This is a genomic window from Flavobacterium sp. B330r, assembly GCF_056824325.1.
In genome coordinates this window covers 778,352-803,565 of record NZ_CP124860.1, presented here as the reverse complement: position 1 = coordinate 803,565, position 25,214 = coordinate 778,352, and the positions used below count along the sequence as shown (strand labels likewise).

The 25,214-nt window shown below is 36.0% G+C and carries 18 protein-coding genes, 2 tRNA genes and 3 rRNA genes; 10 read left to right on the top strand and 13 right to left on the bottom strand.

The genetic code is table 11. The annotated features are described in order from the left end of the window. Nucleotides 1-17: 17 nt before the first annotated feature. The 10 genes from QLQ95_RS03560 to QLQ95_RS03515 form a co-directional block, all read right to left on the bottom strand. Nucleotides 18-1,640: an ATP-binding protein gene (locus QLQ95_RS03560; protein ID WP_482502659.1), complete on the bottom strand. Its 1,623-nt coding sequence runs from the start codon at nucleotides 1,638-1,640 to the stop codon at nucleotides 18-20. A 161-nt stretch (nucleotides 1,641-1,801) separates the two neighbouring features. Then, nucleotides 1,802-3,526 carry a tetratricopeptide repeat-containing sensor histidine kinase gene (locus QLQ95_RS03555; RefSeq protein WP_482502657.1) on the bottom strand — a complete coding sequence of 575 codons (1,725 nt, stop codon included), beginning with the start codon at nucleotides 3,524-3,526 and terminating at the stop codon, nucleotides 1,802-1,804. Nucleotides 3,527-3,693: 167 nt separating this feature from the next. Next, on the bottom strand, nucleotides 3,694-4,128 hold the full coding sequence (locus QLQ95_RS03550; protein WP_095931670.1) for a carboxymuconolactone decarboxylase family protein: 435 nt from the start codon (nucleotides 4,126-4,128) through the stop codon (nucleotides 3,694-3,696). 79 nt (nucleotides 4,129-4,207) lie between these two features. Beyond that, the gene (locus QLQ95_RS03545) at nucleotides 4,208-4,780 is read right to left on the bottom strand and encodes a Crp/Fnr family transcriptional regulator (protein WP_320493283.1); all 573 of its coding nucleotides are present in this window, start codon (nucleotides 4,778-4,780) and stop codon (nucleotides 4,208-4,210) included. A gap of 23 nt (nucleotides 4,781-4,803) precedes the next feature. Next, nucleotides 4,804-5,619, bottom strand: coding sequence for a hypothetical protein (locus tag QLQ95_RS03540; protein ID WP_320493285.1), 816 nt, complete (start codon nucleotides 5,617-5,619; stop codon nucleotides 4,804-4,806). 108 nt (nucleotides 5,620-5,727) lie between these two features. Next, the gene (gene rplT / locus QLQ95_RS03535; protein WP_007810721.1) at nucleotides 5,728-6,072 is read right to left on the bottom strand and encodes a 50S ribosomal protein L20; all 345 of its coding nucleotides are present in this window, start codon (nucleotides 6,070-6,072) and stop codon (nucleotides 5,728-5,730) included. Nucleotides 6,073-6,173: 101 nt separating this feature from the next. Beyond that, the gene (rpmI, locus tag QLQ95_RS03530) at nucleotides 6,174-6,371 is read right to left on the bottom strand and encodes a 50S ribosomal protein L35 (RefSeq protein ID WP_022827375.1); all 198 of its coding nucleotides are present in this window, start codon (nucleotides 6,369-6,371) and stop codon (nucleotides 6,174-6,176) included. Nucleotides 6,372-6,476: 105 nt separating this feature from the next. Next, nucleotides 6,477-7,031, bottom strand: a complete 555-nt coding sequence (infC, locus tag QLQ95_RS03525) for a translation initiation factor IF-3 (protein WP_095931668.1) — start codon at nucleotides 7,029-7,031, stop codon at nucleotides 6,477-6,479. Between the two features lie 16 nt (nucleotides 7,032-7,047). Then, nucleotides 7,048-8,994, bottom strand: a complete 1,947-nt coding sequence (thrS, locus tag QLQ95_RS03520) for a threonine--tRNA ligase (RefSeq protein WP_095931667.1) — start codon at nucleotides 8,992-8,994, stop codon at nucleotides 7,048-7,050. Nucleotides 8,995-9,157: 163 nt separating this feature from the next. After that, nucleotides 9,158-9,589: a hypothetical protein gene (locus QLQ95_RS03515; protein ID WP_482502654.1), complete on the bottom strand. Its 432-nt coding sequence runs from the start codon at nucleotides 9,587-9,589 to the stop codon at nucleotides 9,158-9,160. Between the two features lie 564 nt (nucleotides 9,590-10,153). Here QLQ95_RS03515 and QLQ95_RS03510 point away from each other — a divergent pair. The 6 genes from QLQ95_RS03510 to pafA all read left to right on the top strand — a co-directional run bounded on the left by QLQ95_RS03510 (nucleotide 10,154) and on the right by pafA (nucleotide 17,248). After that, nucleotides 10,154-11,667: ribosomal RNA gene (locus tag QLQ95_RS03510) — 16S ribosomal RNA — on the top strand. Nucleotides 11,668-11,793: 126 nt separating this feature from the next. Next, a tRNA-Ile gene (locus QLQ95_RS03505) sits at nucleotides 11,794-11,867 on the top strand. 87 nt (nucleotides 11,868-11,954) lie between these two features. Further along, nucleotides 11,955-12,028 (top strand) — tRNA-Ala (locus QLQ95_RS03500). 132 nt (nucleotides 12,029-12,160) lie between these two features. Continuing rightward, nucleotides 12,161-15,042 (top strand): 23S ribosomal RNA (locus QLQ95_RS03495). Nucleotides 15,043-15,195: 153 nt separating this feature from the next. Beyond that, nucleotides 15,196-15,305: ribosomal RNA gene (gene rrf / locus QLQ95_RS03490) — 5S ribosomal RNA — on the top strand. The 16S, 23S and 5S rRNA genes sit together here with 2 tRNA genes alongside, the layout of an rRNA operon. 323 nt (nucleotides 15,306-15,628) lie before the next feature. Continuing rightward, on the top strand, nucleotides 15,629-17,248 hold the full coding sequence (gene pafA / locus QLQ95_RS03485) for an alkaline phosphatase PafA (protein WP_482502652.1): 1,620 nt from the start codon (nucleotides 15,629-15,631) through the stop codon (nucleotides 17,246-17,248). Nucleotides 17,249-17,372: 124 nt separating this feature from the next. Here the strand turns inward: pafA and ald are convergent, their stop codons facing one another. Beyond that, complete coding sequence (gene ald, locus QLQ95_RS03480) at nucleotides 17,373-18,491, bottom strand: alanine dehydrogenase (RefSeq protein WP_095931877.1); 1,119 nt, start codon at nucleotides 18,489-18,491, stop codon at nucleotides 17,373-17,375. 201 nt (nucleotides 18,492-18,692) lie between these two features. On the opposite strand from ald, the gene QLQ95_RS03475 reads away from it, so the two are divergent. Next, on the top strand, nucleotides 18,693-19,151 hold the full coding sequence (locus QLQ95_RS03475; protein WP_073416996.1) for an Lrp/AsnC family transcriptional regulator: 459 nt from the start codon (nucleotides 18,693-18,695) through the stop codon (nucleotides 19,149-19,151). 64 nt (nucleotides 19,152-19,215) lie between these two features. Here the strand turns inward: QLQ95_RS03475 and QLQ95_RS03470 are convergent, their stop codons facing one another. Both QLQ95_RS03470 and QLQ95_RS03465 read right to left on the bottom strand, forming a co-directional pair. Then, nucleotides 19,216-20,664, bottom strand: a complete 1,449-nt coding sequence (locus QLQ95_RS03470) for a glyceraldehyde-3-phosphate dehydrogenase (protein WP_095931876.1) — start codon at nucleotides 20,662-20,664, stop codon at nucleotides 19,216-19,218. 201 nt (nucleotides 20,665-20,865) lie between these two features. Then, a complete protein-coding gene (locus QLQ95_RS03465) occupies nucleotides 20,866-22,266 on the bottom strand; it encodes a trypsin-like peptidase domain-containing protein (RefSeq protein ID WP_095931875.1) in 1,401 nt (466 codons plus the stop codon). A 161-nt stretch (nucleotides 22,267-22,427) separates the two neighbouring features. On the opposite strand from QLQ95_RS03465, the gene dapF reads away from it, so the two are divergent. The 3 genes from dapF to mltG all read left to right on the top strand — a co-directional run bounded on the left by dapF (nucleotide 22,428) and on the right by mltG (nucleotide 24,881). Next, a complete protein-coding gene (gene dapF / locus QLQ95_RS03460) occupies nucleotides 22,428-23,210 on the top strand; it encodes a diaminopimelate epimerase (protein WP_095931874.1) in 783 nt (260 codons plus the stop codon). A gap of 86 nt (nucleotides 23,211-23,296) precedes the next feature. Further along, nucleotides 23,297-23,830: a GNAT family N-acetyltransferase gene (locus QLQ95_RS03455; protein WP_095931873.1), complete on the top strand. Its 534-nt coding sequence runs from the start codon at nucleotides 23,297-23,299 to the stop codon at nucleotides 23,828-23,830. 10 nt (nucleotides 23,831-23,840) lie between these two features. Further along, nucleotides 23,841-24,881 (top strand): endolytic transglycosylase MltG, encoded by a 1,041-nt coding sequence (gene mltG, locus QLQ95_RS03450; RefSeq protein WP_482502649.1) that lies wholly within the window; start codon nucleotides 23,841-23,843, stop codon nucleotides 24,879-24,881. Nucleotides 24,882-25,214: the final 333 nt, after the last annotated feature.

The following is a 25,214-nucleotide window of genomic DNA, read 5'->3' as shown; positions in this document are numbered from 1 at the left end:
TATGGTTAAAGCATTATTTATATTGGAAGTTTTACAAAAACCTTAAATCCCTGATTTGGATTTAAAGCAACATTAAAGGTTCCTCGTACTGGTTTAAGGCGATTTTCGATAGTAGCAAATCTCTTATTTAAATTAATATCATCTTGAATTTGGGTACAGTTGTCAGCGTAGGTAATTACTATAGTTCTCTCATTCTTCTTAAATGTGATACTTGCCAGCGAAGCATTACTGATAATTTTTGCTTGATCAAAAATTTCCTGAACAACACGGAAAACAGTTATTTTTTTTACACGATCAATTTTAGACCAGGATAATGAGTTTAAACCATTTATAATAATATTTAAATTAGAAGTTGTGTATCCTGAAATCATTTCTTTAAGGACTTTTTCGTAATCTTCATTAATGATAATTGCACTGTTTTCTCTTGAAATATTTCTTGTTTTTGAATAAATATTGGTCAAATTATAAAGAAATTTTTCTTTGTTTTCGAGATTTTCTAATTTGTGATTTTTTGCAAAAACTAATGTATCATAGATATCTGTTGTTAGTTCATTATGTAATTTGTTTGATATGCGTATTTCGCTTTCAAAAACAGCATCATTTTTTTCCTTTCGTCCTTTATGAGTAATATAATAAGCAATAAAAAACAAAGCGAAAGTACTGATAGAAATTACTATGTAGGAAATAAAACTTCTATTTTTTTGCCTTTGAAGCTCTAATTCGTTTTCTGCTTTTTGATTTTTGAGTTCTAAATTTTCTTCTTTATCTTTCTTTGAAGTATATATAATATCGGCAAATTGATTTTTTGCCTTTTTCCGGCTAATAAGGAGACTGTCAATTTTTTTGCTATAAACTTTCCAGTGTTTTTTTGAATTTCCAGCATTATCCGCTTCCAGCAGATGAGCTAACATGTTAATTTCATTCGTTGCCGATTTTGCTTTTTTAGAATAATAGTAGGCTTTCTCTGCATTAATTTTTTTTAGCTCTGGATTATTGTATTTCGAGTAATATAAATAAAAAGCATAGTAATTGCCAATTAGTTCATAATCGTCGTTAAGTGTAAGAGTTAATTCTAAACTTTCGTTAAAGCATTTGAATGAATCTTCTTTATGACCTCCGAGTCGTAAGTAGCAAAGACCTAAATTATACAATATAGCGGCACGCTGAATATTTGTATTCGAAGGCGTGATTTTATCTTCAATTCTGTATCTAGAAATTGGTTCTAATAGATCTATTGCCTCTTGATATTTTTCCTGGTGCATATATGCAAATGCAATTTCAGATAATATCCGTGCTTTTCTAAAAGTTGAGATTGCCTTTTTTAATGCTTTTCTATGATAATATAGCGCCTTTTCATAGTCGTACATATACAAATAGTTATAGGCCATAAAGGTATAAGCATTAACGGCATACTTTACATTGGTAGTTTTTTCTAAATAAGGGAATGCTTTTATAAGGGTAGTTTCTGCTTCAGAATAATTGCCATATTGCTGAAATATTTCTACCATACTGTTTAATGCACCTACGTAATCATCTGCATAGTCAGCTTTTGGAACGCATAATAATTGTGTTTTGTTGAAATAAAAAAGAGCACTGTCGTTTTTTTCTAAATCCCAAAAAGCATTTGCTTTTTGCATCATTTGTTTTATTTCAGCTGAATGATCTGTTTTATTATAATTTACTCGGGGTTTATTTATTTCAGAAGATCGTATAGAAAAAAATAGTGCTAAAATTAGAGCGAAGATTAGCAAATAAAAAACAAGATGCTTTTTTTGAAAAAAGAAAAATAGGTCTTTAATCATTATACTGGAAGTTTAATTAAAACTTTGAAACCCTTTCCAGATTCTGAATGAATTTCAATATGGCCTTTGGCAGCATGAATTCGGTTCTCAATATTATGCAAACCATTTCTTAAAACCATTTTGTTTGTATCAATTCCTTTTCCGTTATCGGTATAATTGATTATTATAGTATTTTCCAGTTCTTTAAAGGTTAATGCAGCTAGAGTTGCATCGCTATGTTTTTTCATATTTACAAGTAATTCCTGTATAGTTCGGTAAATTGATACTTTTTTATTTTTATCAATTGTATCCCAAGAAATGGTATTCAAACCATTTATTAATAGATTAATATTTGGCGTGTCAAATCCTGAGATCATCTCTTTCAGAGAGGATATATAATTTTGATTACTAATAACAGGAGTATTATCCTTCGAAATATTTCTTGTTCGAGAATAAATATTGTCTAGATTTTTTAATAAATGATTTCTGTTTTCTTCAGAAGAAAGATTTCTGTTTTCGGCAAATGCCATTGTATGGTAAATATCGTTAGCCAGCTCATCATGTAATTTTTTTGAAATTCGGATTTCGCTTTGATAAGTTGCTTCAATTTTTTGGCGATTAGCTCGTACAGTAAGAAAAAAATATAGAAAAACAATTAGACATGAGGCAAATATAATTATGACATATGAAACAATATTTCTGCTTTCCTGTTTTGCTATTTGGAGCTCATTTTTAATTTTCTGTGCTCTTAATTTCAAGTTTTCCTCTTTTTCTTTTTTAGAGTCGTATTTGATTTTTGCAAATTGATTTTTGGCTTTTTGCCTTACTTCATAAATGCTGTCAATCACTTTTGTATAAATAAGTGCATTTTTTTTTGAATCAATATCAGAACTATTTTCTATGATAAACTTTAAAGCAACTAAGCGGTCATCGGTGTTGCCCGATAATGTGTAATTTTTATAGCTTAATTGAGCATATTTCATTGCTAAATCAGCTTTGTTGTTTTGATAGTATTCGGCAAGATTGTAGTAAGTTCTGCCCAAACCATCGGTATAATTTGCTTTTGACTTTATTTTTAAACTCGTTTCAAAAAAAGACAATGCTTTTGGGTCCTTAAGTTTATAATAGCAATAACCTATATAATCTAATATTTTAGAATAGTTTTCAGGGCTTTGCTGTACAATTTTCTCATTACTTATCGAAAGAAAAATGGGTAATGCTTTCTCAAACTTTTGTTGCTTTAGGTAAATAACTGCGATATTATTTTTAGCTTCAAGTTTGTTAATTCTACTGGTATTTAAAGTAAAAGCTTTAGAATAATAGTATATAGCAGTTGGATAGTCATAAGTGTAATAATAATTTCTTCCTAAAACACTATAGATATTCCATACATAATCTTGATTTTTTATTCGGTTTAAAAACGGAATTGTTTCCATTGATGTTTTAATGCTTCCCACAAAATCCTCATGTTCCTGTTGAATTTCGGCCATGTAATACATGCAGGAAACATAATTTTTAAGATCTTCTTTAAGATCGCAAGCTGCTCTAGCTTTATTGTAATAAAAAAATGCGCTGTCAGTGTTGTTGTGATTCTTGTAAAATTGGTCTGCTTTGCTTATCAGCTTATGAATTTCGTTCTCTCTTTTTGTTTTTTTTGAGTTATCTGTATTTTGCTTTTGACAAGAAAAAAACAATAATAAAGTAGTTATTAAAGAGGCAACTATTTGTAATCTTTTTGGTATCATGCGCCAAAAATAAAAAATTCTAGAAATCATGAAAGAGTATAAATACGGTATTTTAAAATATTTTCAATTTACGCTTTTTTTAATTCTGATTTCTAAATAAATACGAAAAGCCCTTTATCGATAAGGGCTTTTAAGTTCTAATTGCTTGTAAATATTCTCTTTATAAATTATGACGCACGCATTCCGGTAGTAATTGCTAATCTATTCCAAGAGTTAATTGTGATGATAGCCAAAAGTATTTCTGCAAGGTATTTTTCATCAAATAATTTAGCTGCATTTTCGTAAACTTCATCAGAAACGTGATTGCCAATTAAGGTTACTTGTTCTGTTAAAGCTAAAATTGCTTTTTCTTCTTCGGTGTAAAAATCAGCTTCGCGCCAAGCACTAATTAAGTAAATTCTTTGTTCAGAAATGCCGTGTTTTCTAGCATCAGCAGTATGCATATTAATACAAAATGCACAACCATTAATTTGAGAAGCACGGATTTTGATTAATTCTTTATGAACGGGAGTTAATGAAGTTGTAGAAATATATTTCTCTAAGTTCATTAATGCTTGATAAGCTTCTGGAGCAACATTCGGAATAACAATTCTTGGTTTCATTTTTATATGTTTTAAAAGTTCATTACAAAGGTCAGCAATGTATGCTTGTAAAAACTTGAACTACTTCAAGAAATTCCAATCAGACTTTTCCAGCTCGTATTTTACTCATAAATTCTGCAGAGAAATCCAAATAGGAGGCAAGCATATACTGAGGAACGCGTTGAACAAATTCTGGGAAATGGTCATTAAAGTGATGATATCTTTCTTCTGCCGACATTGTAAATAAGAACTTGATACGCATTTGCATAGCGCCAAAACTTTTTTGCATCACTATTCTGAAATACTTTTCTAGATTTGGTATTTCAATCAGTAGTGATTCTAAAATTGTTTTGTCAATGGCAATAACTTCTGAATTCTCTATAGCCTGTAAATAAAAGCTTGAAGGAACATGATTATGGTAACTTAGATAATCTGTAATCCACCAATTTTCGATGCCAAATTGCAAAGTTTGTTCAGCTCCTTTAGAGTTGATGATATATTGCCGAATACAGCCTTTAGTAATAAAGTACATAGTATTGCAAATTTGGCCTTCTTGAAGTACATGCTCTTTCTTTTTTACTTTCGAAAGTTCTAGGCGTGATTCCAATTTATCAATATCTGAAGGTTCAAGAGAAATGAATTTTTTGATATGCAGGATAAGTGAATTTTGCATTACTTTGAAATTTATATAGATGATTAATTGTAGAAATTAATATCAAAGTTACTATTTACTTTTATGCCATTGCTAACCGCAGCAGTCCAATCTGCATGTTCAATAAATTCACTGATTTGGTCGGCTATCAAATTGTAGCACTTTTCATTTTTTTGATTCTTAAATTCAATCTTTACAGTAATGTCAGATATTGAATTGTCTTTGTTAATTGTAAATTTAACTTTGGCAAAAAAATCTCTTTTTTCGTTGCTTTGAATAAATTTTTTAGGGAATACAAACGAAGAAAAAAAATCTTTTTGGATTTGAATCTTTTGCTCTAGAAAGTCTCCAGCTTTTGGATATATCATACAGTAATCATCTACCTCATAAGGATATTCAAAAGGGATGTGTATTCTGCTCATCACATATAAACTGTCAGCAGTCTTCTTTATGTTTTTAATGAAGTTTTGGCCATATTTTGCATTCAACAATTCATTAGATGCTTTGCAGTAGCAATTTGTTACTAATGGGTATCCATCCGCACCATCTGAACTCCAAATTGATGAGAACTCAGGTTCAAAAGATTCAGAATAATCAATTCCCTTTTCTTTAAGTAAATTTATTAAATAAGGATAATGTCTATTGTAGTCGCTGTCAAGATATCCTTCGGGAATAATATTATAAAGGACTTCTCTAGATTTAAAATCTAATTTAGCTCTCTTAATTTCCGAGATACAGCCAACATCACGTTTGTCAATTATACCAACGATGGTTTGTACAGAGTTTTTATCCAAATTACTCTCTTGGGCTTTTGTCCAAAGCATTTGTGTAAGGAATAAAAGTACAAAGAGTTTTTTCATTTCTTAATTGTGTTCGTATCGAAAGATAATAAAAACAAAAAACCATTCGAATAAACGAATGGTTTTTTTATAATAAGTAAGTAATCTTAAATTGAGTTTATAAAACGTTTATTTTACTTTATTAAGAATAGCTTTGAAAGCTTCTGGGTGGTTCATAGCTAAATCTGCAAGAACTTTACGGTTCAATTCGATTCCGTTAGCTTTAACTTTCCCCATGAATTGAGAATAAGACATTCCTTCTAATCTAGCTCCAGCGTTGATACGTTGAATCCATAAAGCACGGAAATTTCTTTTGTTTTGTTTTCTATCGCGGTAAGCGTAGCACATTGCTTTCTCTACTGCATTCTTAGCAACTGTCCAAACGTTTTTACGTCTTCCAAAGAAACCTTTGGCTTGCTTCATTATTTTTTTTCTTCTTGCTCTTTTAGCAACTGAATTTACCGATCTTGGCATAATTTTAATGTGTTTTTGTAGCAGGCGTCCTGAATTGAATCAAAGGAACTTAAAGCCATACTCCAAGGTTATATAAATAATTTTTTTAACCTAAAGAATTATTAGATAATTCTTAATTGTTGTTTGATGCTTTTCATATCTGTTTTGTGAACTAGCGCTGAGTGAGTCAAAGCTAATTTACGTTTTTTAGATTTTTTAGTCAAGATGTGACTTTTAAAAGCATGCTTTCTTTTAATCTTTCCAGAGCCAGTAACTTTAAAACGTTTCTTAGCGCTAGATTTTGTTTTCATTTTAGGCATTTTTCCTAGTGTTTTAATTTATTCTTACTTACTTATTTTTTTTAGTTGTCAGTCTCGGTTTTCAGTTTACAGTACGAAAACTGAAAACTGCGACTGCAAACTTTTTTACTTTTTCTTCTTCGGAGCAATGAACATAATCATTCTCTTTCCTTCCAAAACAGGCATAGCTTCAACTTTACCATGTTCCTCTAAATCCTGAGCAAGACGTAATAATAGAATTTGACCTTGATCTTTATAAATGATTGAACGACCTTTGAAGAAAACAAAAGCTTTTAATTTAGCTCCTTCTTTTAAGAATTTCTCAGCGTTCTTTCTTTTAAATTCATAATCATGCTCGTCAGTTTGAGGACCAAATCGTATTTCCTTTACAACAACCTGAGAAGATTTAGCTTTTAATGCCTTATCTCTTTTCTTTTGTTCGTAAACAAATTTCTTGTAATCCATGATTTTACAAACCGGTGGTTCAGCGTTTGGCGAAATTTCAACCAAATCCAATTCAAATTGGTCAGCTAAACGTAACGCATCGGCAATTTTAAAAACCCCTGGTTCAATGTTTTCACCTACAAGACGTACTTCAGGAACACGAATAAGATTGTTTATTCTGTGCGCATCTTTTTTCTCTACTCGAGGTTGAAAACCTCTGTTACTTTTTATTGCTATGACTTTCTAATTTAAGTTAAACTGTAAATACTTTTAATGTCTTTTTTATTTCTTCGTCTACAATCGAAGCAAATTCTTCGATAGAAACTGTGATATTGCCTTTCCCTTCTTGTCCGTGACGACGAATAGAAATCGTTCCGTTTTTCTCTTCTTCCTCACCAACGATAAGCATAAATGGGATTTTCTGCATCTCTGCATCTCTAATTTTCTTACCGATAGTTTCATTTCGGTTGTCAATTAGGGCGCGAATTTCGTGATTTTCTAGCAAATCTAAAACTTTTTTAGCATAATTTTCGTATTTCTCGCTCAAAGACAAGATAATAGCTTGTTCAGGCATTAGCCAAAGTGGGAAATTTCCTGCCGTATGCTCTAGCAAAATTGCTATAAAACGTTCCATAGATCCAAAAGGAGCTCTGTGAATCATAACAGGGCGATGTAATTCATTATCAGCACCTTTGTAAGTCAAATCAAAACGCTCAGGTAAGTTGTAATCTACCTGAATTGTTCCTAATTGCCATTGTCTTCCCAAAGCATCTTTAACCATGAAATCTAGTTTCGGACCATAAAATGCAGCTTCACCATATTCTACAACAGTATTAAGACCTTTGTCTTTTGCCGCATTGATGATAGCATTTTCTGCCTTTTCCCAGTTCTCATCAGTACCAATGTATTTTTCTCTATCTTCTTGATCTCTTAATGAAATCTGAGCAGTAAAGTTTTCAAAACCTAATGAACCAAATACATACAATACAAGGTCGATTACTTTTTTGAACTCTTCATCTAATTGCTCTGGAGTACAGAAAATATGCGCATCATCTTGAGTAAACCCTCTAACGCGAGTTAAACCATGTAATTCTCCAGATTGCTCATATCTATATACAGTACCAAATTCAGCGTAGCGTTTAGGTAAATCTTTATAAGACCATGGTCTTACATTGTAAATCTCACAGTGGTGAGGACAGTTCATTGGTTTCAATAAAAACTCTTCTCCTTCAGCTGGTGTATGAATCGGTTGAAAACTATCAGCTCCATATTTAGCGTAGTGACCAGAAGTAACATAAAGTTCCTTTTGACCAATATGCGGACTAACTACTTGCTCGTATCCAGCTTTCTTTTGTGCTTTCTTTAAAAATTGCTCCAAACGTTCTCTTAAAGCAGCCCCTTTAGGTAGCCATAAAGGTAAACCCTGGCCAACTTTCTGAGAAAAAGCAAATAATTCAAGCTCTTTTCCAAGTTTACGGTGATCGCGACGTTTCGCTTCCTCAAGAAGTTCAAGATACTCAGTCAAATCTTTTTGTTTTGGGAACGAAGTTCCATAAACACGAGTTAACTGTTTGTTTTTCTCATCACCTCTCCAGTAAGCACCAGCAACACTCATGATTTTTACAGCTTTGATAATTCCAGTATTTGGAATATGTCCACCACGGCATAAATCAGTAAAAGTCGAGTGGTCGCAGAATGTAATAGTTCCGTCTTCAAGATTTGAAATCAATTCAGTCTTGTAAACATTGTCTTTATACATTTCCAGCGCTTCCGCTTTAGTTACAGGACGCATCTTAAAATCGAACTTCCCTCTTGCAATTTCAAGAATACGATCTTCAATCTTTTTGAAATCAGCTTCAGAAATTTTCTGATCTTCAAAATCCACATCATAATAGAAACCATTAGCAATTGCAGGCCCAAGGGTTAATTTAATTCCAGGGTACAATTCCTCAAGAGCTTGCGCCATTACGTGCGAAGTAGAATGCCAGAAAGCTTTTTTACCTTCAGTATCATTCCAAGTATATAAAATAAGATTACCGTCGGTCGTTAATGGAGTTTCGGTTTCAATAGTTGTACCATTAAAAGATGCAGAAATCACGTTTCTAGCAAAACCTTCGCTAATGTTTTTAGCGACCTCCATTGGAGTTACGCCTTGAGCGAACTCTCTAATTGACCCATCGGGTAAAGTAATCTTGATCATTGTTTATAATTTTGTGAATGCAAATATACATGATTACAAAAATACATACAATATATTAAGTACAAGTTTACTCATTATATATAAGTATGGTTTTTGTTCTACTATATATAAGGTAATTCTAATTACTTGTATATATAAGGATAAAGCCGAAGTTCTTTTTAAGTTATAGCAAACCCGACAGTTTTTCAAAACCAGTCGGGTTTAATATATATATAAGGAGAAAATCTAGCTTGTCCGTCTGAGTGAAGCCGAAGCCATTTTCGCGGCAGCATTTGGAATTTTGGATTTTAAAAAATTGAGATTTGGCATTTATCAGGAGCTGTTTCCCGCTATCCGCTCCAATCTTTTGTGCCGAACCCCGGCACAAAAGGATTTCCGCTTCTATCGGGGCTAGGGCACCATTTTCCAGAGGCGGCTTAAAGGGGAGAGAGCGGGTTTTGGAAGAGAGGGAAGGAAAAGCTTGGCGCCTCAGCGCCTTTGCGGGATTAAAAACGGAAGATGTCGGCTTTTGAAAACATGGAATTTCTTCAAAAAACGGGCTTAAAGGCTGAAAACCCCATAAAAAGCGAATGCTGAAACGGGCGTAAAATGCCAAAACAGCGGGGCTGCAGAGAAAAAACCTACAAGACTTCAAAAAAGTTTATGCTGTAAACGGCGAGTTATTAGAATGTTAAGAAAAACATGGAAAAAATATCAAAAAAACTCTTTGAAAAAGCTTGCGCAAGCGGAAAAAGGTTCTACTTTTGCACCCGCAACAGCGAAGGCGTTCATCGAAATACTGGCAGGAAAGGAGAATCAGACGGAAAGAAATTTTCAAAAAAAAAGATTCGAAAAAGCTTGCGAGATTTGAAAATGCTTTCTACATTTGCACCCCGCAAAACACGGAAAGTTCATTGAGAGATTGGGAGGGAAATTAGAGAAAACGGGATTGAAAAAAATCTTAAAAAAACTTTAAATTTTTCTTGCAGGAAACAAAAAGAAGTTTTAGTTTTGCACCCGCTTTGAGAGATAAGCGAAAGACAGAAAATTACGTTCGTAGACATATTGAATTGACAGCCGTTCTAACAGAGATGTTAGAACAAAAAGAATAAGAGCAGTAGAATCGTAAGATTCGAAAAGAACCGATAGAAAGAGCATCGATTATATAATATTAAAATATACGATGAAGAGTTTGATCCTGGCTCAGGATGAACGCTAGCGGCAGGCTTAACACATGCAAGTCGAGGGGTAGAGGCTTTCGGGCCTTGAGACCGGCGCACGGGTGCGTAACGCGTATGCAATCTGCCTTTCACAGAGGGATAGCCCAGAGAAATTTGGATTAATACCTCATAGCATTACAGGATGGCATCATCCTGCAATTAAAGTCACAACGGTGAAAGATGAGCATGCGTCCCATTAGCTAGTTGGTAAGGTAACGGCTTACCAAGGCGACGATGGGTAGGGGTCCTGAGAGGGAGATCCCCCACACTGGTACTGAGACACGGACCAGACTCCTACGGGAGGCAGCAGTGAGGAATATTGGTCAATGGACGCAAGTCTGAACCAGCCATGCCGCGTGCAGGATGACGGTCCTATGGATTGTAAACTGCTTTTGCACAGGAAGAAACACTCCGACGTGTCGGAGCTTGACGGTACTGTGAGAATAAGGATCGGCTAACTCCGTGCCAGCAGCCGCGGTAATACGGAGGATCCAAGCGTTATCCGGAATCATTGGGTTTAAAGGGTCCGTAGGCGGTCTTGTAAGTCAGTGGTGAAAGCCCATCGCTCAACGGTGGAACGGCCATTGATACTGCAGGACTTGAATTATTGGGAAGTAACTAGAATATGTAGTGTAGCGGTGAAATGCTTAGAGATTACATGGAATACCAATTGCGAAGGCAGGTTACTACCAATTTATTGACGCTGATGGACGAAAGCGTGGGTAGCGAACAGGATTAGATACCCTGGTAGTCCACGCCGTAAACGATGGATACTAGCTGTTGGGAGCAATCTCAGTGGCTAAGCGAAAGTGATAAGTATCCCACCTGGGGAGTACGAACGCAAGTTTGAAACTCAAAGGAATTGACGGGGGCCCGCACAAGCGGTGGAGCATGTGGTTTAATTCGATGATACGCGAGGAACCTTACCAAGGCTTAAATGCAGACTGACCGATTTGGAAACAGATCTTTCGCAAGACAGTTTACAAGGTGCTGCATGGTTGTCGTCAGCTCGTGCCGTGAGGTGTCAGGTTAAGTCCTATAACGAGCGCAACCCCTGTTGTTAGTTGCCAGCGAGTCAAGTCGGGAACTCTAACAAGACTGCCAGTGCAAACTGTGAGGAAGGTGGGGATGACGTCAAATCATCACGGCCCTTACGCCTTGGGCTACACACGTGCTACAATGGCCGGTACAGAGAGCAGCCACTGGGTGACCAGGAGCGAATCTATAAAGCCGGTCACAGTTCGGATCGGAGTCTGCAACTCGACTCCGTGAAGCTGGAATCGCTAGTAATCGGATATCAGCCATGATCCGGTGAATACGTTCCCGGGCCTTGTACACACCGCCCGTCAAGCCATGGAAGCTGGGGGTGCCTGAAGTCGGTGACCGCAAGGAGCTGCCTAGGGTAAAACTGGTAACTAGGGCTAAGTCGTAACAAGGTAGCCGTACCGGAAGGTGCGGCTGGAACACCTCCTTTCTAGAGCCCTATGTGTTAGCAGCAATGCACGCTGGGGAAATAAGATGCCGGACTATGGTTTTGGAATCTGAGATTGTATTGCTCTTGCTGTTAATTTAAAAAAAATGATAAAATTAAGTAAAACAGAGTCTCGTAGCTCAGCTGGTTAGAGTACTACACTGATAATGTAGGGGTCGGCAGTTCGAGTCTGCCCGGGACTACTATTTAACTTAAAAAAAGGAAATTCTAGAGTTGAGTTCTTATGAATAATCATTCATAATTCATAATTCACAATTCATAATTAGATTGGGGGATTAGCTCAGCTGGCTAGAGCGCCTGCCTTGCACGCAGGAGGTCAACGGTTCGACTCCGTTATTCTCCACTGTCCCGATAAATCGGGAAAAAGTTCATTGACATATTGAGATAAGAAAATAATAAGAAAGTAGAAAGCGTTTTTTGCAATTTATTGCAAAAGACAAAACAAAACGGTCTTGTTTTAATTAACAAGATTGGTGCAATAAGCAAAATAAGGGCGCATGGGGAATGCCTAGGCTCTCAGAGGCGATGAAGGACGTGATAAGCTGCGAAAAGCTGCGGGGACTGGCACACACAGATTGATCCGCAGATATCCGAATGGGGCAACCCGCTATGTTGAAGACATAGCACACCGATAGGTGGGCAAACCCGCTGAACTGAAACATCTAAGTAGGCGGAGGAGAAGAAAACAAAAGTGATTCCGTAAGTAGTGGCGAGCGAACGCGGATTAGCCCAAACCAGTTATGTTACGGCATAGCTGGGGTTGTAGGACCGCGACATTTCATGCATGAGGAACCGGAAGCTTCTGGAAAGGAGCGCCACAGAGGGTGACAGCCCCGTATGGGCAACAAATGTAATGGATAGCGGTATCCTGAGTAGGGCGGGGCACGTGAAACCCTGTCTGAATTTGGCGGGACCATCCGCTAAGGCTAAATACTCCTGAGAGACCGATAGTGAACCAGTACCGTGAGGGAAAGGTGAAAAGAACCGTGAATAACGGAGTGAAATAGATCCTGAAACCATGCGCTTACAAGCGGTCGGAGCCCTTTCGTGGGGTGACGGCGTGCCTTTTGCATAATGAGCCTACGAGTTAACGCTGCTGGCAAGGATAAGTGGTTAAGCCATGGATCCGCAGCGAAAGCGAGTCTGAATAGGGCGCTTTAGTCAGTAGTGTTAGACGCGAAACCGTGTGATCTACCCATGGGCAGGTTGAAGCTGTGGTAACACACAGTGGAGGACCGAACCGGTTGACGTTGAAAAGTCTTCGGATGACCTGTGGGTAGGGGTGAAAGGCCAATCAAACTCGGAAATAGCTCGTACTCCCCGAAATGCATTTAGGTGCAGCGTTATTTTAGTTATATAGAGGTAGAGCTACTGATTGGATGCGGGGGCTTCACCGCCTACCAATTCCTGACAAACTCCGAATGCTATATAATGATTGATAACAGTGAGGGCTTGGGTGCTAAGGTCCAAGTCCGAGAGGGAAAGAACCCAGACCATCAGCTAAGGTCCCCAAATATATGCTAAGTTGAAAGAACGAGGTTTGTCTGCCCAGACAGCTAGGATGTTGGCTTGGAAGCAGCCATTCATTTAAAGAGTGCGTAACAGCTCACTAGTCGAGCGGACGAGCATGGATAATAATCGGGCATAAGCATATTACCGAAGCTATGGATTTGCATGTATGTGCAAGTGGTAGGGGAGCATTCTGACAGGGCTGAAGGTGTATCGTAAGGTATGCTGGACCGGTCAGAAAAGAAAATGTAGGCATAAGTAACGATAATGCGGGCGAGAAACCCGCACACCGAAAAACTAAGGTTTCCACAGCTATGCTAATCAGCTGTGGGTTAGTCTGGACCTAAGGCGAACCCGAAAGGGACAGTCGATGGCCAACGGGTTAATATTCCCGTACTTCTTATTGCTGTGATGGGGTGACGGAGTGATGAAAGCGCCGCGAACTGACGGAATAGTTCGTTAAAGCACCTAGCTATAGGGTCTCTAGGCAAATCCGGAGATCTTGGTGAAATGCGATAGTACTCGGAGTCTTCGGACAAAGAGATAGTGCGCCTAAGGGCTTCCAAGAAAAACCTCTAAACTTCAGGCAGTAAGAACCAGTACCGTAAACCGACACAGGTAGTTGAGGAGAGAATCCTAAGGTGCTCGAGAGATTCATGGCTAAGGAATTAGGCAAAATAGACCTGTAACTTCGGGAGAAAGGTCGCCAGCAGCAATGCTGGCCGCAGTGAAGAGGTCCAGGCGACTGTTTATCAAAAACACAGGGCTCTGCAAAATCGTAAGATGAAGTATAGGGCCTGACACCTGCCCGGTGCTGGAAGGTTAAGAGGAGATGTTATCTTCGGAGAAGCATTGAATTGAAGCCCCAGTAAACGGCGGCCGTAACTATAACGGTCCTAAGGTAGCGAAATTCCTTGTCGGGTAAGTTCCGACCTGCACGAATGGTGTAACGATCTGGACACTGTCTCAGCCATGAGCTCGGTGAAATTGTAGTAACGGTGAAGATGCCGTTTACCCGCAGTGGGACGAAAAGACCCTGTGCACCTTTACTATAGCTTAGTATTGACCTTGGATAAATGATGTGTAGGATAGGTTGGAGACTATGAAGCGGCGTCGCCAGGCGTTGTGGAGTCATTGTTGAAATACAACCCTTTGTTTATCTGAGGCCTAACCCCGCAATGTGGGGGACAGTGCTTGGTGGGTAGTTTGACTGGGGTGGTCGCCTCCAAAAGAGTAACGGAGGCTTCTAAAGGTTCCCTCAGTACGCTTGGTAACCGTGCGTAGAGTGCAATGGCATAAGGGAGCTTGACTGAGAGACATACAGGTCGATCAGGTACGAAAGTAGAGCATAGTGATCCGGTGGTTCCGCATGGAAGGGCCATCGCTCAAAGGATAAAAGGTACGCCGGGGATAACAGGCTGATCTCCCCCAAGAGCTCATATCGACGGGGGGGTTTGGCACCTCGATGTCGGCTCGTCACATCCTGGGGCTGGAGAAGGTCCCAAGGGTTGGGCTGTTCGCCCATTAAAGTGGCACGCGAGCTGGGTTCAGAACGTCGTGAGACAGTTCGGTCTCTATCTACTGCGGGCGTTAGAAATTTGAGTGGATCTGATTCTAGTACGAGAGGACCGAATTGGACAAACCTCTAGTGTATCTGTTGTCCCGCCAGGGGCACCGCAGAGTAGCTACGTTTGGAAGGGATAAGCGCTGAAAGCATATAAGCGCGAAACCCACCACAAGATGAGATTTCTTTTAAGGATCGTGGAAGATGACCACGTTGATAGGCTACAGATGTAAAGGCAGTAATGTCATAGTCGAGTAGTACTAATAATCCGTAAGCTTATGCACAAACTTTTCCCCCCGGGCAATCGGGGGGAGGAAACTTTCTAAAATAATGCTTATTTGTTTCTTTATCTCAGTATGTTAAAATATTGTTTAATTGATAATTAACAATTTATAATTGATAATTAATGATTAAAAGCTGCTTGCAGCGAATAGCCTTAAGGTGGTTATTGCGGCGGGGCTCACCTCTTCCCATCCCGAACAGAGAAGTTAAGCCCGCCTGCGCAGATGGTACTGCAGTTTTGTGGGAGAGTATGTCGTCGCCTTTCTTTTGAAAACCCTATCCAAATTGGATGGGGTTTTCTGTTTTTTATATGTTTTGGAAAACTTCCCCATGGCTGCTTATAAATAGATAGGTGCGTTAGTGATGGGAGCGGCATCCTTTTGCGGGGCACGAAGGGCTTCTTTTTCCCCTAAACATCCATCCGCAAAAGATACAGCGGACAGCACGGCCCAGAGGGAAACGCCATTGGCATTAGAAAGCTTGAGCTTATAAGTGTTAAATTATAGACAATTGTTGGCTGTTAAATATTGATACTTTAGACTTTTTGGATTTGAATGAGTATTTTTGTGTTTAAATTACTTTTTAAACATGAAGAAAAATATTTTATTGTTAGCGCTTCTTGCTGTTACAGGCTTAAGTGCACAACAACGTCCAAAGTTAGTCGTGGGTATAGTTGTCGATCAAATGAAAATGGAATATTTATATCGTTTTTCAGATGATTTTTCTCCAAATGGCTTTAAAAGACTAATGAATGATGGATTTACTTTCCAGAATATGCATTACAATTATATGCCAACTTATACTGCTCCTGGACATGCTTCAATCTACACAGGTACAACACCAGCGACTCACGGAATTGTAGGTAACGAATGGTTTAGCAGAACGCTTGGTAAAGAAACGTACTGTACTGACGATGCTGGTGTTAAAACAGTAGGTGACGGTACAGCAGAAGAAGGTGCTATGTCTCCAAAAAACCTTCAAAGTACTACTATTACTGATGAAGTTAGAATGGCTACTAATTTTACTGGAAAAGTTATCGGAATGAGTCTGAAGGATCGTGGTGCTATATTACCAGCCGGTCATTTTGCTAATTGGGCATTTTGGTACAGTAAAACGGGGTCTTTTATTTCTAGTACTTTTTATGGAGAGAAATTACCTGAATGGGTTACCGAATTCAATAATGAAAAAAACTACTTAAAATATATTAATAAAGGTTGGGATTTATATAAACCAGCTTCTGTTTATAATGAAAGTCTTCCAGATAATAATCCGTACGAAGGGAAATTATATGGAAGTGCTGCACCAGTTTTCCCATACGATTTAAAATCTATGTATGAGAAAAATGACGCTGGTGTTATTAGAGCGACGCCTTTCGGAAACGATTTGTTAGCTGAATTTGCAAAAAGAGCTATTGAGAAAGAAGAATTGGGTAAAGACAACATTACAGACTTTTTGACTGTAAGTTTTTCTTCTACAGACTACGTTGGGCACTTGTTAGGGCCAAGGTCTATGGAACTTCAAGATACTTACTTGAGATTGGATCAAACCATTGCTGATTTTTTAGCATATCTTGATAAAACGGTTGGTAAAGGAAATTATTTACTTTTCTTAACCGCTGATCACGCTGGTGCAGAAAATGTAATTTATCTTAAAGACCGTAAGTATAATGTAGATAATTACCCTTCTAAAGAGGTTAAGAAAAGCTTACAGGAATTTTCGACTAAGACTTTTGGAGTAGATTTAGTTCAAAATTATTCAAACTTTAATGTGTTCTTCAATAAGCAAATTATTAAGGATAAGAAATTGGATCTTGATAAAGTTAAAGATGCTTTTAAAAAGTTTTTAATTACTCAGCCACAAGTTAAAAAAGTTTATACGGAAGAGGAAATTTTAGCTAATGCTGGAAATGATTATGCTCTTAATTTTGTAGCAAAAGGATATGACGTTACACAAAATGGTGATTTAGTTATTGTAGATAAACCTGGAATGATAGAATATACACCAACAGGAACATCACATGGAACAATTTATAGCTACGATACACATGTTCCTGCTATTTTTTATGGTTGGCACATCAAAAAAGGAGAATCTTACGATAAAAAAGCTATTACAGAGATTGCTCCAACAATAGCGCAGAAAATTAAAGTTACGTTTCCAAATGGAACAGAAGCGAAAGTTATGACTGAAGTTCTAGATAGTAAAAAATAGAAAAAATATAATACTTTGAAAACCTGTCTTCATGACAGGTTTTTTTATGGCATAAAAAAAGGCTTTTCAATTAAGAAAAGCCTTTTGTAATAGTGACTTAGTAAGCACTTGTTTAAGTATTAGCCTATGCGTTTGCTAATACTATTTCTTCGTTAAAAGGTAAATTCCAAGCTTCTGCAACTCCTTTGTAAAGGATTTTTCCATTTGCTACGTTTAACCCTTTATTTAGTTCTTCATTTTCAGCACAAGCTTTTTCCCATCCTTTATTTGCTAATTGTACAGCATATGGCAAAGTTGCGTTTGTTAAAGCTAAAGTAGAAGTGTAAGGTACAGCTCCTGGCATATTAGCTACACAATAGTGAACGATATCGTCGATAATGAAAGTTGGGTTTTCGTGAGTTGTTGGAGTACAAGTTTCAATACATCCTCCTTGGTCTACCGCTACGTCAACAACAACAGTTCCTGGACGCATTAATTTTAGCATATCACGAGTAATTAAGTGAGGTGCTTTTGCTCCTGGAATTAAAACTGCTCCAACAATTAAGTCAGCATCTTTAATTGCTCTTGTAATATTGTAGTGATTAGACATTTCTGTGTTTACGTTTGCTGGCATGATGTCATCTAACTGACGTAAACGTGGTAAGCTTAAGTCCATAATGGTAACTTGAGCACCTAAGCCAGCAGCCATTTTAGCAGCTTGAGTTCCTACGATTCCTCCACCTAAAACTAATACTTTTGCTGGTGGAACACCTGGAACACCTCCTAAAAGAATTCCTCTTCCTTTTAATGGTTTTTCAAGGTATTTTGCTCCTTGTTGGATTGCCATACGACCAGCAACTTCAGACATTGGAACTAATAATGGTAAGCTTCTGTCTGTTTTTTCTACAGTTTCATAAGCTAAACATACAGCTCCTTTTTCTAACATTGCATGCGTCAATTCTTCAGAAGAAGCAAAGTGGAAGTAAGTAAATAATAATTGATCTTTTTTGATCAATGGATATTCAGAAGCAATTGGCTCTTTTACTTTGATGATCATTTCAGCGATAGCGTAAACTTCTTCGATAGTTGGTAAAACAACTGCACCAGCTTCAGCATATTCTGCATCAGCAAAACCGCTTCCTAATCCAGCAGTAGATTGAACATAAACTGTATGTCCGTGTTTTTTCATTTCAGAAACACCTGCAGGAGTTAAGGCAACTCTGTTTTCATTATTTTTTATTTCTTTAGGAACACCTATTATCATTTTGTTATATTTTTTTGTTTTTACTGAAATTGTTTTACAAATCTACAGATAGAGAATAAATTATGGTTTAACGCATAATAAATAAGAAAATATTATTTTATTTTTTACTTTTACAGAAAAATATTCTGTTTAGAAGCATATTTTATTCTTTAAAAAGAAAAAATGACTAAATCGGACTAATTTTAATAAAACGTTTTCGTTATGGCTTTAGATGAAATTGACAAAAAAATCCTACGTCTATTACAGGAAGATGCGCACTACACTTTAAAAGACATCGCAAACAAAATAAATTTGTCTTTAACGCCTGTTCATGATCGGGTGAAACGTCTTGAAAAAGATGGAATTATAGAAAAATATGTGACGCTTTTAGATAAGAAAAAACTTGGAAATAATTTGACCGTTTATTGTCAAGTTACGCTGACAAAACAGACTTATGATACTTCGGAAGGATTTAATCAGTCGATTTTGAATTTGCCTGAAGTTGTAGAATGCAATTATGTTTCAGGAAACTTCGATTATATGCTGAAAATCATAATTCCAGACATGGAAAGTTACCATCATTTTCACCAGAAAAAATTATCAATACTACCTGAGGTTTCACTAATAAATACCGTTTTTGTAATTTCAGAAGTAAAGAGTACTACTGTTCTTCCTATTTAAACTAAAACAAAAAACCATCAAGAAAATCCTGATGGTTTTAAGAAAAAAAGTTAGTTTGGTTGAATTAATAATAAGTATAACGTCTTACTTTGGCAATATATTTTGCTAAGCGAATTACTTGATGACTGTAACCATATTCGTTATCGTACCAAATATACAGTACAATGTTTTTTCCATCTTTTGAAACAATTGTTGCATTACTGTCATAAATAGATGGAGCAGAAGTTCCTACTATGTCAGACGAAACCAATTCGTTATTCAAAGAATATTTTATTTGCTCTACCAGTTCTCCTTCGAGGGCATACTTCTTCATGATTTTATTGATTGCCGTAATAGAGGTAGGTTTCTTAACTTCTAAATTTAAAACAACAAGAGATCCATTAGGAACAGGAACGCGAATCGCATTCGAAGTTAATTTGCCTTCTAACGACGGTAAAGCTTTTGCTACAGCGCTTCCTGCTCCAGTTTCGGTAATTACCATGTTTAAAGCTGCAGCTCTTCCGCGACGGTATTTTTTGTGCATATTATCAACCAGATTCTGGTCGTTGGTATAGGCATGAATGGTTTCTAAATGTCCTTTTACAACCACAAGAGTTTCTTCAACTACTTTTAAAATTGGAGTTATGGCATTTGTTGTGCAAGAAGCGGCAGAGAAAATATTTACTTCATCAGGATTAAAATCGTTATGATTCACACCATGTACAATATTTGGAACACCTTTTCCTGGAGCAGTTAACAAAACTTTATTTGCTCCGTTTGAGGTTAAATGTCTTTTTAATGCTTCTTCTGTTGTAAATGCGCCAGTATTATCAATAACTAAAGCGTCATTAATTCCGTATGCGGTATAATCAATCTCTTCTGGCGAATTGGCAGTAATGATATGAACGGTTGTTCCGTTTATAATTAAAGCATTATTTTTAGCATCGGCTATCACAGATCCTTGAAAATCGCCGTGAATGGAGTCGTATCGCAATAGAGAAGCTCGTTTCTCTAAGCTTGATGCATCATTTTTATCGCGGGTTACAATTGCTCTTAATCGCAACTGATTTCCTTTTCCTGTTTTCGACATTAGCTCTCTTGCCAATAAACGTCCAATTCTTCCAAAGCCATATAAAACAACATCTTTTGGTTTGATTTCTTTTGAAGATTTTGCTTTTTTCAGTTTATCAATAACAAAATATCTTGCATCGGGATATTTTTCATCTTCTAAACGATACTCGTAAGTTAGTTTTCCTAGATCTATCTTTGCTGGCGGAAGATCTAATGATAAAACCACTTTTGCAATCTCGACAGAATCGAATATTGTAATTGGTTTTCCAACAAATTCACCAGCATATTGATGAAGATTGATAATATCGCTAACGTTTTTATCCAATAATTGATTTTTGAATAAAACCATCTCGATTGATTTGTCATACCATAAATCGCTTATGACTTTAATTAATTCGACACCTGCTTTTCTTCGGTCGACTTGTAAGGATACCTCTTTTTGGTACAATGATTTGTTACTCATAATTGAAAAAATAAAATGCTCACTATTTTAAAATTTGGCGCAAAAGTATCTATTTCAATCGATTTCGTAAACTATTTTAGCATTTATTTTTGAAAATAAAAAAGCCACCTTAATTTTCTTAAGATGGCTTTTTTGAAGTTTTCAGTCGCAGTCACAGTTTGCAGTTTTTAGTAGCCGAAAACTGTGACCGAAAACAGAGACTTAAATTATAATTCTGAAAATCTCTCCGTTTCTGTTGATCATTTCAATTCTTACGCTTTGTCCTTCGTCTTTTTTGCTCAAAAGTTTAGAAACAGTTTCAACGTTGGTTGCTTTTACATTATCAATACTTAGAATAATATTTCCTAGTAGTTCGTTTTGATATTGCATTAAATTTTCATTGCTGATGTTTTTAATTTTAACACCATAATCAATTCTGAATTTTTTCTTGTCAGCAGCATCAATGTTTTCTAATTCAATTCCTTTAAATTCGGCACTGTAAAACTCATTTTTGCTTAACGTTACAGGAACTGTTTTGGTTTTTCCTTCTTTAATATAAGTTACTTTTACAACATCGTTTGGACGTTTTGTATTGATATAACCTGATAAATCTGCATAAGTTGCAATATTTTGGTCATCCAATTTTACGATAATGTCACCTTTTGTTAAACCAGCTTTTTCTGCACCTGAGTTTTTAGAAACTCTATTAATATAGAATCCTTGTGTTTCTGTTACTCCCAATTCTTTAGAAGCCGTTGCATTTAATTCACCTCCTTCAACACCAAGAATACCTCTTTGAACATTTCCGTATTCCATAATATCCTCAATAATTTTACGAGCAATATTAGAAGGAACCGCAAAAGAATATCCAACATAAGAACCTGTCATAGAAGAAATCATGGTATTGATTCCAATTAATTCTCCTCTAGCATTTACTAACGCTCCACCACTATTACCTGGGTTTACAGCAGCGTCAGTTTGTATGAAAGATTGAATGCCGCTTTGGTCTAAATTTCTGGCTTTCGCCGAAACAATTCCAGCAGTTACTGTTGAAGTTAAATTATACGGGTTTCCAACTGCCAATACCCATTCTCCAACTTTCACATTATCAGAATTGGCAAAAGCAGTGTATGGAAGTTTCTCATCGGCATTGATTTTTAAAAGAGCAATATCCATTTTAGAATCAGTACCAATTAACTTCGCTTTGTATGATTTTTTATTGTTTAAAGTGATTTCAATTTCTGTAGCGTCTTTAATTACGTGATTATTAGTCACAATGTACCCGTCTTCAGAAATAATTACACCAGAACCAGTTCCTACTTGTTCTTGTTGTTGCTGTCCGCCGTATCCGTAGAAAAACTCAAGCATCGGATTGCTTACGGTTCTTCTCGAAACATTTTTTACGTGAACAACAGTGTGGACAGTTTTGTCTGCGGCTTCGGTAAAATCTAGTATTTCAGCGCCTAAACCAACATTTTTTCCATAAGAGTTAGGGGCAAGAGTTACAACAGAATTTCCTTTTCCAAAAAAAGAATTGTTGCTTTCAAATAATAACTTGTAAGCACCAAGAGTAATAGCGCCACTTAATAATGATACTAAAAATAAGGCTGAAAATCTTTTCATATTAGAATTTGTAATTAAGTTATTAGAATTTAAGTTTCATGTTTTATTTAACGTAAAATTACTTCAAAAAATTATTTGGAAAAACGGTTTAACGCTCTTTAACAATGATTAACATTTCATTAATTAATAGTTCGTACTTTTGTATTTCTAACAACTAAAAAATGCAAGTAGAATTTTATAAATATCAAGGCACAGGAAATGATTTTGTAATGATTGATAACCGTTCTAATTTCTTTCCAAAAGACGATGTTAAACTTATTGAGCGTCTGTGTGACAGACGTTTCGGAATTGGAGCTGACGGATTAATCCTTTTAGAAAATGATACCGAAACCGATTTTAGAATGGTCTATTACAACTCGGATGGAAACCAAAGTTCGATGTGCGGAAATGGAGGTCGTTGTCTTGTTGCTTTCGCTAATCAATTGGGAGTAATTGATGATAAAACGACTTTTATCGCGACAGATGGTTTGCATCATGCTTCAGTAAATAATGATTCGATTGTTTCCTTACAAATGATAGATGTTAATGAAATCCAGAAAAAAGATTCTTATACGTTCCTAAATACAGGTTCTCCTCATCATGTTCAGATTGTGGATGATTTGGAACATTATAATGTAAAGGAGAACGGAGCCGCAATTCGTTATGGTGAATTGTACGGAGAAAAAGGCAGTAATGTCAATTTTGTAAAAAAGGTAGATAACGATACTTTTTCTTTAAGAACATACGAAAGAGGCGTTGAAGATGAAACTCTTGCCTGTGGAACTGGCGCAACTGCAGTTGCAATTGCTATGAATGCAATTGGAGAAACAGATAAAACTTCAATAAACTTAAATGTTGAAGGCGGAAAACTTGTCGTTTCTTTTGATAAAGATAATGATGGTTATACAAATGTTTTCTTAACAGGACCTGCAAAATTTGTATTCAAAGGCACAATTGAGATTTAATTTATAAATATCAATTTTTTAAATCCCAAATTCCAATTGAGATTTTAAAATCTAAAATCTGCAATCTAAAATCTAAAAATATCGAAATGATAACATTAAAAGGCGATTCCATTTATCTACGTGCTCTTGAACCTCAAGATTTAGAGTTTATTTACTCTATAGAAAATGATGAAAATATCTGGGAAGTTAGCAATACGCAAACTCCTTATAGCCGTTTTTTGATTAAACAATATTTAGAAAATGCCCATCAAGATATTTATGAAGCAAAACAGCTTCGTTTAGCAATCTGTCAAGACGAAGATTTTCCTGCTATCGGATTGATTGATTTGTTCGATTTTGATCCGAGAAATAATAGGGCAGGTATAGGTATTGTGATTCAGAAAGAAGAAAATCAGGGGAAAAACATTGGATCTGAGGCTTTAGAGCTTTTAATAAAGTATTCTTTTTACAATTTAAATCTCCATCAATTGTATGCAAATATTGGTGTTCAAAATGTAGCCAGTCTTGCACTTTTTACTAAATTTGGTTTTAAGAAAATCGGAATCAAAAAAGACTGGATTTTGTATCATAACCACTATCATGATGAAGCAATTTATCAGTTAATTAATAAACAAATTTAAATTTTAAGCTTTGAGTCTAAAGAAAATAATCACAATAAGTGCCGTAGCCATTATTTCAGTTCTATTGATATATGGTTTTATTTTAGTAAGTAAAATTTTTAGTTCTAATACTAAATTTGAAGAGAAAGAAATATATGTTTACGTGCCTACAGACGCTAGTTATGCCGATGTAAAGAAAATATTAGCACCTTATATTAAGAATTTTGACAACTTTGAAATGGTTGCTGAAAAAAGAGATTATCCGCAAAATGTAAAATCGGGTCGTTTTCTTTTAAAGAAAGACATGAACAACATCGATCTAGTTCGTGCAATGCGTTCTAATATTCCGGTTAAGTTAGTTTTTAATAACCAAGAACGTTTAGAAAACTTTGCTGGAAGAATTGGAAAAGAAATCGAAGCTGACAGTTTATCCTTAATGAAAGCTATAAAAGATTCTACATTTTTAGCCGCAAACGGATTCAATGAAGAAAACGTCTTTGCAATGTTTATTCCAAATACATATGAAATTTATTGGAATACATCGGCAGAGAAGTTCCGTGATAAAATGATTAAAGAATATAATAATTTCTGGACGGATGATAGAATCGCTAAAGCAAAAGCGCAAGGATTAACTCCGGTTCAAGCCACAATTTTAGCATCAATTGTACACAAAGAGTCCGTTAAAAAAGACGAAAGACCTCGTATTGCTGGTGTTTATTTAAACCGTTTGCGTTTAGAAATGCCATTACAAGCGGATCCAACAGTTATTTATGCTTTAAAATTGAGAGACAACGACTTTGATCAAGTTATTAAAAGAGTTTTTTATAATGATTTAGTTATGAGATCTCCATACAATACTTACGTAAACAAAGGACTTCCTCCAGGACCGATCGCAATGCCAGATATTACAGCTTTAGAAGCAGTTTTAAACCCAGAAAAGAACGATTATATTTATTTCTGTGCAAGTGTTGACCGTTTCGGATATCACGAGTTTGCGGCGACATTGGCAGAACACAATGTAAACGCAAAAAAATATTCAGACTGGATCGCTAGTCAGGGCGTAACAAGATAATTTTGCTTGTCTAAATAATATTATAAAACCGAAGTCAATTTTGCTTCGGTTTTTTTGTTTTCTTTTTGAGGTGAAAATGTCCTTTAGAACTAAAATTTATCAAATTGCTATTTTGACGATTTTATAGTTTATCGTAATAAAAAAATAAACATTTATTAATGAGGAATTTTATAAAATTCGAAAATTGCTTTTCAAGATTTGCATAAAAAATCATAACCTTTACGTAAGGTAATTCTTTCTTTTTTGCTGAAAAAGCTTAAAATTTATATAAAATACAATTTTTTTTGACCTCATTTTTCAGTTTTTGAGGCCAAAAAAATAAGCTTCAAATCT